Source organism: Porphyrobacter sp. HT-58-2 (assembly GCF_002952215.1).
Classification (GTDB): Bacteria; Pseudomonadota; Alphaproteobacteria; order Sphingomonadales; family Sphingomonadaceae; genus Erythrobacter.
Window position 1 is genome coordinate 1,017,926 of record NZ_CP022600.1, and the last position, 14,646, is coordinate 1,032,571.

The window sequence follows — 14,646 nt, forward strand, 5'->3', positions numbered from 1 at the left end:
AAAGGCCTCCGTTGTTATCGCAACGGAGGCCTTTTTTCGTGGCGGCGCCCCTTGGGCCGCGCAGACCGCCCGCCCCGCCTCACACGTCAGCGCGACCGTTCAACCAAGCATCCTTTCGTAGATCGCATATTCGCGGTTGATCTTGCTCTGGATCGTTTCGGCAATCGCGACCATTCCCTGATTGTCTTCGAGGATCCAGCCTATCTCCCCACGGGTGGATTGGAATTTGGTGTTCGCCTGTTGCCGGATCGTTTCGATCATCATGAAGGCGAGCTGGCTGGCAAGACGGCTGTTGTGGAGCTCTTTCAGCACCCCCATCAGCGGCACCCGCATGCCTGCGCCCTTCGGATGCCGCAGCCAGCGCAGCATGGTGATCCAGCCAAACGGGAACAGCTTGCCCTTGATCTTCGCCAGCGCGTCATTGACGTCGGGGAAGGTCAGCATGAAGGCGACCGGGCGTCCGTCCACCTCGGCGATCATGTTGAGTTCTTCATGGATGATCGGTCGCAGCTTCTTGCCGGCATAGGCGACTTGGGCAGGGCTGAAGGGAACGAAGCCCCAGTTGTCCGACCACGCATCATTGAGAATGCCGAGGATGGTCGCCACTTCCTTGTCCCAATCGGCCTTGCGCACCTGGCGGACATTGATCCGCGCGTTTTTCTGCCCCGATTGCACGATCCGCTGGATCAGCGGCGGGAAGGGGCGGGTGATATCCAGATCATAGGTGTAGAGCGTCTTGGCGCGAGCATAGCCTGCCGCCTCGATCCAGCCGGCATAATGGGCCGGATGATGGCCCATCATGATCATCGGCGCGTGATCCTGACCTTTCACCAGCAGGCCGGGTTCTTCCCAGATCGACAGCGAGATCGGGCCGAGCACGCGGGTCATTCTCTCGCCCGCCAGCCAGGCTTCTGCTGCAGCCAGCAAGGCGCGGGCGACGTCCTCATCCTCGGCGTCGAAATAGCCGAAGAAGCCGGTGCCGGGGCCAAACCCCTGTTCGGCGGGCATGGCGAGCGCGAGTTCATCAATATGGGCCGAAATCCGTCCGACCGGCTGGCCGCCGCGATGGGCGATGAACAACTGCACCCGCGCATGACCGAAAAACGGGTTCTTGTCCGGATCGACCAGTTCGATCTGCTCGCTTCTGATTTGCGGGACGAAATGTTCCAGACGATCGGAAAAAGCGCGCCCCAGATCGACGAAGGCGGCCCGCTGGTGCTTGCCGCTGACCGGTTCGATCCTTATTTCCGCCCCGCGGGTCAGCACATCCGTCACGCAGTCATCCTCGTATCAGTCGGGTAAGTTTAATCTGTATCAAGGTGTCTGTGTCGCGCTCGCGCCATCTGCGCAAGGCTGTCGATCACTGTCACCAACAACACGCGTTTGGCGCAAGGCCCGATTTCAGGTAGGGCGAGCCTCAGGAATCCATGCCGATGACCATGCATCAGACCATCCCCGCTCAGCCTGCAAAGGCGACCCCCAAGCCGTCCAGAGCCCAGTTCATGGTCGAGGATGACAAGGCGATGCTGCGCGCCGCGCGTGATCTGACCAAGGGGTTGGGAGAGGCGAGGCCCGGGATCTACTGGCCTGATATGCTGCTTTCGGCTGCCGTGGGCTACGCCGGCATTGCGGTGGCGATCCTTTCGGACGGTCTGGCCGTGAAAATTGCCGCCGGTCTGGTGGCGGCGCTGGCGTTGTACCGCGCGCTGATGTTCATCCACGAGCTGACCCACATTCACCGCGATGCGTTGCCGGGCTTTCGCACCGGGTGGAACCTGCTCGTCGGCATTCCGTTGCTGACGCCGTCCTTCATGTATGAAGGCGTCCACACCATTCACCACAAGCGCACGCAGTATGGCACGGTGGAAGACCCCGAATATCTGCCGCTCGCGCTGATGAAGCCGTGGAGCCTGCCGCTGTTCGTTCTCGTGGCGCTGCTGGCCCCGGTCGCGCTTATCATCCGCGCGGCGGTGCTGGTGCCGCTGGGCGCGCTGATCCCGGCGGTGCGGACCTTTACCTGGGAGCGGTTTTCGGCGCTGTCGATCAACCCCGAATTCCGCCGCCGCCCCCCTGAAGGCGATTTCATCGGCCGGGTGCGCTGGCAGGAGGCCGGGGTGTTCGCGTGGTCGTGGCTGCTGATCGCCAGCACGTTCCTGCTGGGCTGGGGGCCGCTGGTCACCGCGCTTGCGATTCTTTCGCTCACGGCGGTACTCAACCAGCTGCGCACGCTGGTCGCACATCTGTGGGAGAACGAGGGCGAGCCGATGACGGTGACCGCGCAGTTCCTCGACAGCGTCAACGTGCCGCCGCCCGGCCTTGCTGCCGAGATCTGGGCGCCGGTCGGGCTGCGCTATCATGCGCTTCACCATCTGATGCCCTCGATGCCCTATCACGACCTGCCCGAAGCCCACCGCCGTCTGGTGCGCGAGCTGGGAACGGGTTCGACCTATGAAGGGGCGAACCACCCGGGGATGCTGGTGCTGGTCGGGCGGATTGCCCGGAGCACCATGGGGAAGAAGGACTGATTTTCGGTTTCGCTGACGCGAAACACAGACTGTCTGCGCCACCGAAGGTGGCCTAATCCAGAAAGCAGATCATCGCACAGCGCCGCTCCATCGGCATGCCGAGGGCCGCAGCGCCTTCGTGACTTTCGGCCAGATGTTCGCGGCCCTCGAAATTCTCGACTTCGACAAAGCCGAAGCGGGCGTAGAACGGCGCGTTCCAGGGAATGTCGCGATAGGTGTTGAGGGTGATCGCCCGGTAGCCCGAATTGCGGGCGTCGATCATCATGGCACGGATCAGCAGCGATCCGACCCCGCAACGCTGGTGCGCGCGGACGACGCTCAGCTCGGCTAGGTGCAGCTCGCGCCCGACTGTCCGGATCGCTGCAAAGCCGATGATTTCGTCGGCATATAGTGCTGCGAGGCTTCGCCCCTTGCCGATGATCCGCGCATGATCGGCGGCCGATGCCGTCGGCGGGATCACGGTGCCGGCAAGCGAGGGCTCTTCGCGCAGCAGGCTTGCGGCATCCTCCTCGACGCGGTGGAACGCCTCGGCATCCTCCGGCCGTGCGAGCCTGATGTTGTAGCCGCTCACTCTTCCGTCCGGATCAGCACCGTCTCGCCCAGCAGCAGGAACAGGAAGAACGGCGCCCAGGCGGCAAGGAACGGCGGGTAACCGCCAAAGCTGCCCATCGCCAGCGCCGCGTTGTCGACCACGAAATAGGCAAAGCCCAGCGCCATGCCGATGATGGCGCGCACGAATAGCTGGCCGGATCGCGCCAGGCCGAAAGCGGCAATCGAGCCGAGGAGCGGCATCAGCAGCGCCGATAATGGCCCGGACAGTCGGTGCCACCACTTGGCGCGCATTTCATCGGTGTTGCGCCCGGCAGCTTCATAGGCCTCGATGCTCTGGCCCAGCTCCCAGAAGCTCTGGGCATCAGGGTCGATCGATTGCAGCATGATCCGTTCAGGCGTCAGATTTTCGCCCACCACCAGCGCCGGGAGCTGATCGGTCATCGCGCCCGCCACATCGAAGCGCACCGGGTTTTCAAGCCGCCAGCCGGGGCCGGCATAGGTCGCCCGCGGGCTGCGCACCTGTTCGCGGATGATGCCGCCGGGCGCACGTTCGTACCACGTCACCCCGGTCAGCACGATTGCGTTGCCCGCACCCGAGAGGGTTGCAGCAGCAAGGATATTGTTCCCATCGGTGAGATAGACGCTTGATCGCACCCCGCCGATGCTCGCATCGACATCGGGGATCGGGCCATATTCCGCCGCCTCCCACGCTTTCAGGGTGGCATTGGCGCGGGTCACGATCCGTTCGTTGAAGCCAAAGCTGAGCCCGGCCACCAGCGCCGCAGTCAGCAGCAGCGGGGCCAGCACCTGATGCGCGCTGAGGCCTGCCGCCTTCATCGCCACAACTTCCGAATTCTGGTTCAGCGTCACCAGAGTGATCAACGTCGCCAGCAGCACCGAATAGGGCAGAAAGCGCGATATCAGCTGCGGCAGGCGCAGGCTGGCATAGCGCAGGATTTCCGCCTGACCATTGCCTTCCGGCGCGAGGATCTTGCCCGTCGCCGACAGCAGATCGAGCGCCAGCAGCACCAGCACCAGCATCACCAGCACCGCAAGGATGCGCAGCACGAACATCTTTGCCAGATAAAGCGTCAGCGTGCGCGAAGGGAAGAAATCGAGCTGCATCGCCGGGCCTTACTCTGCCGCTGCCAGTTCAGCGGGGGCGGGATGGCCGCGCGGGCGCTTGCGCGCGAACAGCTTGCCCAGCCGTTTCGACAGCTTGGCAAAGGCCATTTCCAGCGCGCCGATGGCCTGCCCGCCGGGGACATAGGCGACGCGGTAATACATCCACACGATCAAGGCGGCGAAGATGAAGAAAGGCACCCACAGCGCCAGCACCGGATCAAGCCGACCAAGCGCCGCCACATCCTCGCCGTACTGGTTCACCTTGTGATAGGCGACCACCATCACGATCGACACGAATACGCCAAGCGCGCTGGTCGATCGCTTGGGCGGGATCGCCAGCGCCACCGCCAGCAGCGGCATCAGGAACATCATCACGATTTCGACCAGCCGGAAATTGAAGCTGGCAAGGCTGGCGTCGCGCTGCTGCGGCGCGCTCTTTTCGCTCCAGCCGATGCTGAGCAGTTCGGGCAGGATATATTCGCGGGTCTTGTCGCCGCGCGCGCGGAATTCCTCGATCGCAGGCAGATCGATCGGCAGATCATGGCGGCTGAAGCTCAGCACGCGCGGCGTGTTGGAGCCGGTGTCCTGAATGATCGTACCTTCGGTCAGGCGCAGAATGATCGTGTCGGGGTTGTCGCGCGTGGCGAGGAATGCCCCTTCGCGTGCGGAAATGCTGAGCACCTGTCCCTTGCTGTTGGCAACGCGGGCGAAGATTCCGATCAGCTTGCGCCCTTCGTCCTCGCTTTCCTCGATCCGCAGCGCCATGCGGTCGGCCAGAGTGGTGAATTCGCCGACCTTGATCGAAGCGCCCAGCGCGCCCGACCGCAGCTCGTATTCCATCTGCTCGTAATAATAGCGGCTGATCGGCTGGATGTAGAACACCAGCGCAACGTTCACGGCCACCAGCAGCATCGTGATGATGTAGGGCATCCTGAGTAGCCGGTTATAGGACAGGCCCACGGCGCGCATCGTGTCGAGTTCGGATGAAGTCGCAAGCTTCCTGAAGGCGAGCAGCACGCCCAGCAGCAGGCCCAGCGGGATCGCGAGGCTCGCATATTCCGGGATCAGCGCGCCTAGCATCTTGAACACCACGCCCACCGGCCCGCCTTCGACCGCAACGAAATCGAACAGCCGCAGCATCTTGTCGAGCATCAGCAGGCTGGCCGCGAGCGCGAAGACACCCAGCATCGGGATGACCGTCAGCCGCAGGATGTAGCGGTCGATGCTGGGGATCAGTTGCAGCACGTGATGTTCCGTAGATAACCCCGCGGCCCTAGCGTGTCTGGCCGCCCGCGTCATGCCCTCAATTGGGGGTGGGTGATCAGCTGTGGCTGGGTCTTGCGGGGGTTACGCCTTCTCCAGCGTGCATTGCAGGGGGTGCTGGTTCTGGCGGGCGAAGTCCATCACCTGGTTCACCTTGGTTTCAGCGACTTCATAGGTGAAGATCCCGCACACCCCTACGCCGCGCTGGTGGACATGGAGCATCACGCGGGTGGCCTGTTCCAGATCCATCCCGAAAAACCGCTTCAGGACGAGCACCACGAACTCCATCGGGGTGTAATCATCGTTGAGCATCAGCACCTTGTACTGGCTTGGCTTCTTGGGCTTGGCGCGGGTCTTGGTGGCGATGCCGACCTGTCCGGCGCCATCGGTGTCCTTACCGCCATCCTCGTCACCCGCGCACAGGGGTGCGGCGAGCGGCAGCGCGGCACTGTCGGCGAGTTGGGGAACGGGCATGCGTGGCATAGCTCCCCATTATGGGATTCGCGGGCGCGAGTGCAAGCAGTTGCTGCGCAGCCGCCGGCAAAAGAAAAGGCCGGCCAGACTTGCGTCTGACCGGCCAGCGCCTTGCGGCGCGCTCTCGTGAACCGGGTTGGGAGAGAGAGGAGAGAGGCCCGGTCCAGAAATCTTTCGCTTAGGCAGCCTTCGAGATCTTCTCGGCGGCCACGCTCACGCGGTTCGAAATCGGGGCGAAGGCATCGTTGTAGAGCTTCACCCAGGCTTCGGTGCGCTTCGAGCCATAGGCAACCACGGCGTCGAAGTTGCGACGGGCGATTTCGCCCTGCAGCTGCATCAGTTCGGTCGGCGACTTGATCGCGGCGATCTTCTTGGCGTCTTCCGTGACGGTTTCGAGCACGGTCTTGCCGGTTTCGACGTTGTCCTTGAGCAGGTCCTGTGCGCCGGTGAAGAAGATCTTGCCGCTTTCGACCACGGCTTCGACATTGGCCTTGGTGAATTCGGTCGCTTCGCTGGCGAGCACGGTGCTCTGAGCGTAGGCGGTCTTGGCGCGGGTCTGGACGTCAGCCAGCATTTCCTTGGCGGTGGCGGTGATGTCGGCGTTCTTGGCAGTGGCCATGATGGTATCCTTGAGCTTGATGACGGGGTTGGTCTTGGGCGCGCTGGTCTTGGGGGTGGCGGGCTTGCTCACCTTGGCGGCAGCCTTCTTGGCCAGCACGGGCTTCTTGACCCCAGTGGTTTTGGTGGCGGTCTTCTTGACGGCCGTCTTCTTGACGGTCTTGGCTGCGACCTTCTTGGCCGGGGTTGCCTTGCGGGCGACCGGGGCCTTCTTGGGTGCAGCAATCTTCTTCGCGGCCGGGACGGCTTCGACCTTCGGCGCTTCGACGGCCTTGGCCGAGGCTTCGGCGTAAGCCTTCTCGGCGGCGGCGTCGATCTTGGCGACGGGAGCCTTCACTTCAGCAGCAGTGTTTTCAACTTCGGACATGATGACCTCGCTTCATGTTGCACTGCACAAAATAGCGAGTGCGGGTGCGAAGTCAAGCATTTTTGTGCAGCGCACAAAAACGTAGGAATCTATATGAAATCAGGATTTTGAAGCTATCTTGTCTTCACATAGCGTCCCGGCGCGTCCTCGATGATCTTGTCGCCCTTGCCCCCGGGAACCCGCTTGCCCTGCGCAGGCACACGGGTATCGGACTGGCGGTGGAGCCATTCCAGCCAGTGCGGCCACCAGCTACCCGGATGTTCGGTGGCGCCTGCGACGAAATCCTTGAGGCTGGGCGCGGCGCTGTCGCCCACCCAGTACTGATACTTCCCCGCCGCCGGGGGATTGACCACGCCCGCGATATGGCCTGACCCGGCCAGCAGGAACTCCATCGGCCCGGTAAAGTGCCGGGTGATGCGCCACACGCTTTCGGCAGGCGCAATGTGATCCTCGCGCCCCGCCTGCACGAAGCTCGGCGTGGCCACCTGCGTCAGATCAATCGGCGTCCCGTCTGCTTCCAATGCGTCCGGCACCACCAGTTTGTTGTCGCGGTAGAGATCGCGCAGATAGGCATTGTGCCACTTGGCCGGCAGGTTGGTGACATCGCCGTTCCAGTGCAGCAGGTCGAAGGCCGGGTAATCTTCGCCCAGCAGGTAGTTGTTGACGACGTAATTCCAGATCAGATCGCGTCCGCGCAGTGCGTTGAAGGTCGCCGCAAGATAGCGCCCGTCGAGATAGCCTTGCGGTGACAGCTGTCCGATCATGTCCAGCTGGCCCTCGTCGATGAAGTGCTTGAGGTCGCCTGCTCGCTCGAAATCGACCTGCGCGGTGAAGAAGGTGGCGGACTTGACCTTGTCGGCCTCACCCCGCCGCGCCAGCACCGCCAGGGTTGCCGCCAGCGTCGTGCCGGCCACGCAATAACCGATGGTGTGGACGGCGGGAACATCGAGCCGCGCGCGCACATGGTCGATCGCTTCGATCTGGGCGCGGATGTAATCGTCCCACACCACGTCGGCCATGCTTGCGTCAGCCGATTTCCAGCTCACCACGAACACCGAAATGCCCTGATCGACCGCCCATTTGATGAAGCTTTTCTTCGGTGTCAGGTCGAGGATGTAGAAACGGTTGATCCATGGCGGGAAGATCACCAGCGGCACTTCCAGCACGTCTTCCGTCGAGGGGGTGTACTGGATCAGCTGATAAAGCGGCGTTTCATACACCACCTTGCCGGGCGAGGCGGCCAGGTTTTCGCCGAGCTTGAAGGCTTCCGGGTCGGTGTGGGTCAACTGCCCGCGCTTCAGATCGTTGATGAGGTGCTGCATCCCGCGCACCAGATTGGCGCCCTTGGTTTCCATCGTGCGTTTGAGCACCACCGGATTGAGGGCCAGGAAATTGTCCGGGCTCATTGCTTCGGCCAGCGCGCCGACGGCAAATTCGAGCTGCTGGCGCTTCAGCGGATCCAGCCCTTCCATGCCCTTGACCGCCTGCCGGAAGTGGTCGGCCAGCATCAGATAGGTCTGGTGGAGCAGCAGGAAAGCAGGATGCTCGCGCCACGCCGGATCGGCAAAGCGGCGATCGCTGCGGGGTAGGGCAGCGGCATCGGGAGCTTCGGCAGCCTGACCGCCAAGCGCGCCGGCAGCAAAGCTCTGCATCACGCCCGACCACAGCTGCATCTGATCCTGCGCCAGCTTTGCCGAGGCTTCGAACATCCCCTTGGGCAGCTGCCCGAGCATCGACTGTGAAATCACCAGCCATTGCGCCGGGTCGATCGGGCTTGCGCCGGTCGCAACCTTGCTCGCGGCCCGCGTTGCCTGATGTGCCGCGAAATCAAGCCAGAGTTGCTGCAATTGCGCGCCGGTTGCCGCCCATTCGGCGACCTCGCTGGTATCCATGCCTTGCGACATCAGCGGTTCCAGACCCTTTGCGCCCATCATTTCGCGGATCGCCTCGCCCTGCATGGCGAGGAAGCCCTTGAGGCTTTCGCCTGCCGCCTGCATCGGGTTGGTATCGTCTGTCATGGCCTCGAACTCGTCCCTCTTGCGCGTCGCGCGCTGGTTGTGCCGCCAATTGCTGCGCGCCGCAATTGCCGAAAACGCCTTCCCACTCACGGCCATCTTCGCCTAGGGAGAGCCCGGCGCGGCCCCTCGGGCCTGCGCAAGACAAGGTGATGACGTGACATGAATGACCAGTTCTACCGCATGAAGCGAATGCCGCCGTACGTGATCGCGGAGGTCAATGCCATGCGTCATGCCGCAAGGCTTGCGGGGCAGGACATCATCGACCTTGGCATGGGCAACCCTGATCAGCCCCCGCCGCAGCACGTGATCGACAAGCTGTGCGAAGTGGCGGCCAAGCCCGACGCGCACGGCTATTCGCAGTCCAAGGGCATCCCCGGTTTGCGCCGCGCGCAGGCGGGCTATTACGCGCGCCGCTTTGGCGTGGAGCTCGATCCCGATACCGAAGTCGTCGTGACGATGGGTTCGAAAGAGGGCCTTTCCAGTCTCGCCACCGCGATCATTGCGCCGGGCGATGTGGTGCTGGCGCCCAATCCGTCATACCCGATCCACACCTTCGGTTTCATCATTGCCGGCGCCACGATCCGTTCGGTTCCCACGACGCCCGATGACCACTATTGGGAATCGCTCGATCGGGCGATGAATTTCACCGTGCCGCGCCCCAGCGTGCTGGTGGTGAGCTACCCGTCCAACCCAACTGCTGAGACGGTAGAACTGCCGTTTTACGAGCGGCTCGTCGCTTGGGCGAAGGAAAATCAGGTCTGGATCGTTTCCGACCTTGCCTATTCCGAACTCTATTTCGACGGCAAGCCAACGCCCTCGATCATGCAGGTGCCGGGGGCCAAGGATGTCGCGATCGAATTCACCAGCATGTCCAAGACCTATTCGATGGCTGGCTGGCGCATGGGTTTCGCGGTCGGCAACAAGCAGCTGATCGCGGCACTGACGCGGGTGAAGTCCTATCTTGATTACGGCGCCTTCACCCCGGTTCAGGCGGCGGCCTGTGCGGCATTGAACGGCCCGCAGGACATCATCGATACCAACCGTCAGCTCTATCACAAGCGCCGCGACGTGATGGTGGAGGCGTTTGGCCGGGCTGGCTGGGATATCCCGCCGCCGCCAGCGTCGATGTTCGCCTGGGCTCCGTTGCCCCCGGCGCTCAAGTCGATGGGAAGTCTCGAGTTTTCCAAGCAGCTTCTGACGGAAGCGCAAGTCGCGGTGGCGCCGGGCGTCGGCTATGGCGAGAATGGCGAAGGCTATGTCCGGATCGCCATGGTCGAGAACGAGCAGCGGCTGCGGCAGGCAGCGCGCAACATCAAGCGTTACCTCCAGTCGAAGGGCGTCAACAGCACGGCTGCCTAGGTTCGCCGGGCGCTTATTGTACAAATCCGTCCAAAATAGAAGAAATCTGCGGCGAATCGCGTTAGCTTGCTGACGACCGGGATAGATTTCTGGAGGAATGGCACATGGCGTCCGGAGCCGCTCGGCGGCTGACCGACAGACAGCGCGCCGTTATGGAACGCATTGATCGCCGCGTACCGATCAAGGTCATCGCGCTTGAACTTGGCGTGTCCGAAACGCGGATCAATCAGCATATCCGCGCGCTCAAGGACATCTACGATGCCGGTAGCCTTGGCGAACTGGTCGAAAACTACCGCGCAACACAGACGCCCACCGATGCCGAAACACCCCCGGAAAACAACCTGGGCGAAACTGCGAATGCAGATTTGCTGAAGCCCTTCAGTGAAGCTGCATACACAAAAACGCAGGTTAACCCGACGCCTGACTTGGCTGATTTCGGGCCTCGGGATGACCCGGGTCAGCTTGTTCTGAGCGACGCAATGCCGCTGATCGAGCAGGCGCCCTGGCTGAAGCCAGGCGAACCCAAGGTTGTCCCCGGAGTGCTCGATGGTGAGCATGCCGTCCTGCTTCGACTGGGCGCCATTGTCGGGATTGCATCGGGCATACTGGCTTCGGTGGTTCTTGCGGTAACCGCAGCAATGACGCTGAGCGAGGCGACGGAAGGCAAGGCGCACTACTCCGCGGAAACTGGGGTCGTGGCCGGGTGAGCACCGGCTCCGCAGAGGAAAACCGATGGAAAATCGTATCACTGTCGATGCGCTGCATCTCAAGAAACTCATCCGCGAGGCCGAGGCGCTTTCCGATGAGGCAATCATTGCAATGGCGCGGCTCAAGCAGGCCATGCTGGTGGCCCGGCAAAACCCGCAGATCGAAGTCTATACCGGCCAGCGTGCGCTGGTGCGCCTGACCGAGGCGGAAAGTCACGCCCTCGCCATGTCGAGCAACCTGCTCAGGGTGCATGACGAGCTGAGCAAACTGGCCCGGGTTCATGCGGGTGGCGATCTGGGAGAGCCAACCGTGATCCCCAAGGCGGACCTTGCTGCTGCTCCGGCCGAGCGGGAGCGGGAGCGAGCCTGAACCGATGGGCGACATGCTCGATTTCTTCAACGCGTACCGGGCCCCCGCCCAGCATCTTGTCAGCCTCATTCTGGCGGGCGCGATCTGGCGCTGGGGACGGGGGCCGGAGCGTTGGTTGATCGCGGTATTCATCGCGACGATGGTGCTGCCCGTCTATGTGATGTGGTGGTTGCAGCCCGATGCGGCTTCGTCGAGCGTCCTTGCTGCTGCCTATGTCTTTCTCGATGTGATCGCGGCAGCGCTGTTCGTCGGCATCGCGCTTCATGCCAATCGCAATTATCCGCTGTGGATCGCCGGTTTCCAGCTGGTGGCCCTTGCGGCGCACAGCATCAAGGCGGTGGTCGATAGCGTCTCGCCCATGGCGTTTGCGCTGCTCATCATCGGTCCGTCCTATTGCCAATTGCTGCTGCTGATCGGCGGCTTTGCGCGTCATGTCCTGCGCGAGCAGCGGTTTGGCCCCTACCGCGAATGGCGGCTGGCGCCACCCGGCCCGGGCTGGTTGCGCGCCTGACGGCTGGGAATGCGCCCGATGCCATATGCACCTTTCCCCTTTCGCTTCGCGGAGACGCCATGCTGACTCAAATCCGCAGCCTTCCGCGCGAGCCTGTCATGACACAGGAGCAGCGCACCTCGGCGATGATCGCCTACCTGCGCAGCGTCGTGCTGGCCCCGCCAGCCACCCACGAGCGCGGTCATGCGATCTTTGTCGATGCCAACAGCGCCTGGCTTGGCGATACGCCCTTCGGCCTTGGCAGCATGAGCGCCCTTTCCGGCCGGATGCGCGCGCTGCTGGGTGAGGCCCTGCGCCATGATGCGGTCGGCATCATCCTGGCGCATAGCCACCCTTCCGGACAGTGCCGACCCAGCGCCTGCGACATTGCCGCCACCCGCCGGCTGAGCGAAGTGGCGCGGGCGCTCGATATCGCCCTGATCGATCACCTGATCTTCACGGCGAAGGCGGTCTATTCGATGCGAGCAGGAGGACTGTTGTGAACGCCATCTCAAGAGCGGACCAATTCCCCGCGAATGACACCCTGATCCCGCGCTTTCGCGAAGCGGGCGACATCACGCTCGATCTGTTCCACCGTGACGGGCGGGTGGATGACTGCTGGCTTGGTCTTCACCCCCGCGAATTTGCACTGATGTGGCGGCTGGCCGAACAGCCGGGTGAGCGCATGACCCGGCGCGAACTGCTGGCCGAAGTGTGGCGCATCCACTTCGAGCCGGAGACCAACAGCGTAGCGGTGCATGTGGCAAGGGTGCGGGCCAAGCTTGAACCTTTCGGCCTGTCGCGCCTGATCGCGACCCACCCCGACGGCGGCTACTTCCTCGATCTTCCCACGCCTTCCGGAATGGCGGTATTGGCGGTTCCGCGACCGGCCTGAGACCCTGCACGGGGCTGGGGCGAGGCTCTGGACAGGGGCAGTCGGATCGGCCAATCTCGCGCGCACTTTCAGCCTTGAGGGATCAGCCTATCATGTCCGCAACCGCCACCACGCTCGCCAATGACCGCGTCGCCATCACCCTTGGCGAAGATGGCGTCGCCGAGGTTCGCTTCACCCGCGCCGACAAGATGAACGCGCTCGACCCCGAGATGTTCGAACGCATCATCGAGGCAGGCAGCGCGCTCCAGCGGATGAAGGGCCTGCGCGCCGTGGTGCTGTCGGGCGAGGGCCGGGCGTTCTGCGCCGGGCTCGACCTGTCGAATTTCTCGCGCAAGCCGGCCGAGGACGAGCCTGCCCTGACCGAACGCACCTATGGCAACGCCAACCGCCCGCAGCAGGTGGCGATGCAGTGGCGCAAGCTCCCCGTGCCAGTCATCGCCGCGATCCACGGCGTGTGTTTCGGCGGCGGCCTCCAGATCGCCAGCGGGGCCGATATCCGCATCGTCCACCCGGAAACCCGGATGGCGATCATGGAGATGAAGTGGGGCCTTGTCCCCGACATGGGCGGCTATGTGCTGTGGCGCGGGCTGGTGCGCGACGACGTTCTGCGCGAGCTGATCTACACCAACCGTGAATTCAACGGCGCAGAAGCGCAGGCGCTGGGGCTGGCGACCTATGTCGATGACAACCCCCGTGACCGCGCGCTCGCCATCGCCCGCCAGATCGCGCTCAAGAACCCCCACGCCATCCGCGCCGCCAAGCGGTTGCAGGCCGGCATGTGGGAGAATGACACCAATGCGATCCTGATGGAGGAAAGCATCGAACAGCACGCGATCATGCGCAGCCGCAATCAGGTCGAAGCGGTGATGGCCGAAATGGAGCGCAGGAAGCCGAACTTCGAAGACGTGTAAGCCGACGCGGCCAGCGTCCGCATTGGGGATTGCGCATCAGCCCTGCTCATGGCCGCAACTGGGTGGTAAGGCGAACGGCGGCTTTGCGGCCTTATTTTATGAAAGAGGATACGACCTTACTTTGGCACTAACCCAGATAAACATTTACCAATATCGCCTGACTCAACAAAAAGATGGTACGGCTCAGCTGTCAAACTACCAGTCTCTGTGACAGCCCTAATTACTCCGAAAGACTCCATGGCTTTCTTTAGCGCTTCAGTCGACAAATCCCCTGAGGAGGACAAATACGGCGAAAGTGCAGCTGACCCGGAGCTTACCCCAAAGGATTGAACCCTAACACTACCTTTTGCTCGGTTTTGGCTGGCCGCAACTGCAAGTGGCATTGGCCCTCCTATATTCAGGGATGACTTGGTTGTAGTGATATCGGCAGTTAGGCGAAGCCCGATACCAATTGCTATACCGCCCTCTGTTATGTTTCCAGCGGTACATGGTCTGATCGTGTAGCGATAATAATAATAATTTACACGGTACGTCCCTTTTGATGCTGCCACACTGCCAACCACCGAGGTGAGCCGACCATCTTTGTCGATTCTCTCGATCGTAACACGCTCATCGACCAAAGAGAGTTTCTTGAGGATGTCGGCAGACGGCATGCCAACCAGAGAAACTTCCTTCCCTCCAACGTCAGGCAAGGAAGTGGCCTTCGTGGGTGTCAGATATTTTCTCCCAGCGAGCGGCTCCGCTGATTTCGTAACCGTCCCAAGAGGAGTATAACTTGCACCAGATTGTTCGTTGGCGTGCGTCGAAATTGCGAGCTCATCAATTGTCATAGGCTCTGCCAGCGGAGTGCTATTTTGAGCTAACCCCGAGGTGGTAATTGCAACAACAGCGGCAGGTAGCAATTTAAGCGTACGCATAGTTCCCCCTCCCTTGCATCTATACAGGTGTTTGCCCACACTAGCGAATTTTTGC

At 62.5% G+C, this 14,646-nt stretch carries 16 protein-coding genes; 8 read left to right on the forward strand and 8 right to left on the reverse strand.

Annotated elements, in window-relative coordinates:
- Nucleotides 1–99 precede the first annotated feature (99 nt).
- Entirely contained in the window at nucleotides 100–1,275 is a 1,176-nt protein-coding gene (locus CHX26_RS04890; protein ID WP_442956918.1) for an N-acetyltransferase, read from the reverse strand.
- A 158-nt stretch (nucleotides 1,276–1,433) separates the two neighbouring features.
- Between CHX26_RS04890 and CHX26_RS04895 the strand changes: the two genes are divergently transcribed.
- The gene (locus CHX26_RS04895) at nucleotides 1,434–2,525 is read left to right on the forward strand and encodes a fatty acid desaturase family protein (RefSeq protein ID WP_104943263.1); all 1,092 of its coding nucleotides are present in this window, start codon (nucleotides 1,434–1,436) and stop codon (nucleotides 2,523–2,525) included.
- 52 nt (nucleotides 2,526–2,577) lie between these two features.
- On the opposite strand, the gene CHX26_RS15835 is transcribed toward CHX26_RS04895, so the two are convergent.
- From CHX26_RS15835 to CHX26_RS04925, 6 genes are all read right to left on the reverse strand, one after another.
- Nucleotides 2,578–3,096 carry a GNAT family N-acetyltransferase gene (locus CHX26_RS15835; protein ID WP_233997278.1) on the reverse strand — a complete coding sequence of 173 codons (519 nt, stop codon included), beginning with the start codon at nucleotides 3,094–3,096 and terminating at the stop codon, nucleotides 2,578–2,580.
- Nucleotides 3,093–4,202 carry an LPS export ABC transporter permease LptG gene (lptG, locus tag CHX26_RS04905; RefSeq protein WP_104941413.1) on the reverse strand — a complete coding sequence of 370 codons (1,110 nt, stop codon included), beginning with the start codon at nucleotides 4,200–4,202 and terminating at the stop codon, nucleotides 3,093–3,095. The genes CHX26_RS15835 and lptG overlap by 4 nt, the downstream gene beginning before the upstream one ends.
- 9 nt (nucleotides 4,203–4,211) lie before the next feature.
- Nucleotides 4,212–5,444 (reverse strand): LptF/LptG family permease, encoded by a 1,233-nt coding sequence (locus CHX26_RS04910; protein ID WP_104943264.1) that lies wholly within the window; start codon nucleotides 5,442–5,444, stop codon nucleotides 4,212–4,214.
- A gap of 105 nt (nucleotides 5,445–5,549) precedes the next feature.
- Nucleotides 5,550–5,939 carry an ATP-dependent Clp protease adapter ClpS gene (clpS, locus tag CHX26_RS04915; protein WP_172449886.1) on the reverse strand — a complete coding sequence of 130 codons (390 nt, stop codon included), beginning with the start codon at nucleotides 5,937–5,939 and terminating at the stop codon, nucleotides 5,550–5,552.
- 178 nt (nucleotides 5,940–6,117) lie between these two features.
- Nucleotides 6,118–6,924 (reverse strand): phasin family protein, encoded by an 807-nt coding sequence (locus CHX26_RS04920; protein ID WP_104941414.1) that lies wholly within the window; start codon nucleotides 6,922–6,924, stop codon nucleotides 6,118–6,120.
- A 113-nt stretch (nucleotides 6,925–7,037) separates the two neighbouring features.
- A complete protein-coding gene (locus CHX26_RS04925) occupies nucleotides 7,038–8,942 on the reverse strand; it encodes a PHA/PHB synthase family protein (protein WP_104943266.1) in 1,905 nt (634 codons plus the stop codon).
- Between the two features lie 159 nt (nucleotides 8,943–9,101).
- Here CHX26_RS04925 and CHX26_RS04930 point away from each other — a divergent pair, with 159 nt between their 5' ends.
- The 7 genes from CHX26_RS04930 (at nucleotide 9,102) to CHX26_RS04960 (ending at nucleotide 13,674) form a co-directional block, all read left to right on the forward strand.
- On the forward strand, nucleotides 9,102–10,301 hold the full coding sequence (locus CHX26_RS04930) for an LL-diaminopimelate aminotransferase (protein WP_104941415.1): 1,200 nt from the start codon (nucleotides 9,102–9,104) through the stop codon (nucleotides 10,299–10,301).
- A 104-nt stretch (nucleotides 10,302–10,405) separates the two neighbouring features.
- Nucleotides 10,406–11,008: a helix-turn-helix transcriptional regulator gene (locus tag CHX26_RS04935; protein WP_104941416.1), complete on the forward strand. Its 603-nt coding sequence runs from the start codon at nucleotides 10,406–10,408 to the stop codon at nucleotides 11,006–11,008.
- 25 nt (nucleotides 11,009–11,033) lie between these two features.
- On the forward strand, nucleotides 11,034–11,378 hold the full coding sequence (locus tag CHX26_RS04940) for a hypothetical protein (RefSeq protein ID WP_104941417.1): 345 nt from the start codon (nucleotides 11,034–11,036) through the stop codon (nucleotides 11,376–11,378).
- The gene (locus tag CHX26_RS04945) at nucleotides 11,338–11,889 is read left to right on the forward strand and encodes a hypothetical protein (protein WP_146107659.1); all 552 of its coding nucleotides are present in this window, start codon (nucleotides 11,338–11,340) and stop codon (nucleotides 11,887–11,889) included. The genes CHX26_RS04940 and CHX26_RS04945 overlap by 41 nt, the downstream gene beginning before the upstream one ends.
- Before the next feature lie 59 nt (nucleotides 11,890–11,948).
- Nucleotides 11,949–12,371: a JAB domain-containing protein gene (locus tag CHX26_RS04950; RefSeq protein WP_104943267.1), complete on the forward strand. Its 423-nt coding sequence runs from the start codon at nucleotides 11,949–11,951 to the stop codon at nucleotides 12,369–12,371.
- The gene (locus CHX26_RS16050; RefSeq protein ID WP_233997279.1) at nucleotides 12,368–12,763 is read left to right on the forward strand and encodes a winged helix-turn-helix domain-containing protein; all 396 of its coding nucleotides are present in this window, start codon (nucleotides 12,368–12,370) and stop codon (nucleotides 12,761–12,763) included. The genes CHX26_RS04950 and CHX26_RS16050 overlap by 4 nt, the downstream gene beginning before the upstream one ends.
- A gap of 92 nt (nucleotides 12,764–12,855) precedes the next feature.
- A complete protein-coding gene (locus tag CHX26_RS04960; protein WP_104941419.1) occupies nucleotides 12,856–13,674 on the forward strand; it encodes a crotonase/enoyl-CoA hydratase family protein in 819 nt (272 codons plus the stop codon).
- Nucleotides 13,675–13,790: 116 nt separating this feature from the next.
- Here the strand turns inward: CHX26_RS04960 and CHX26_RS15595 are convergent, their stop codons facing one another.
- On the reverse strand, nucleotides 13,791–14,591 hold the full coding sequence (locus CHX26_RS15595) for a hypothetical protein (RefSeq protein ID WP_146107660.1): 801 nt from the start codon (nucleotides 14,589–14,591) through the stop codon (nucleotides 13,791–13,793).
- Between the last annotated feature and the right edge of the window lie 55 nt (nucleotides 14,592–14,646).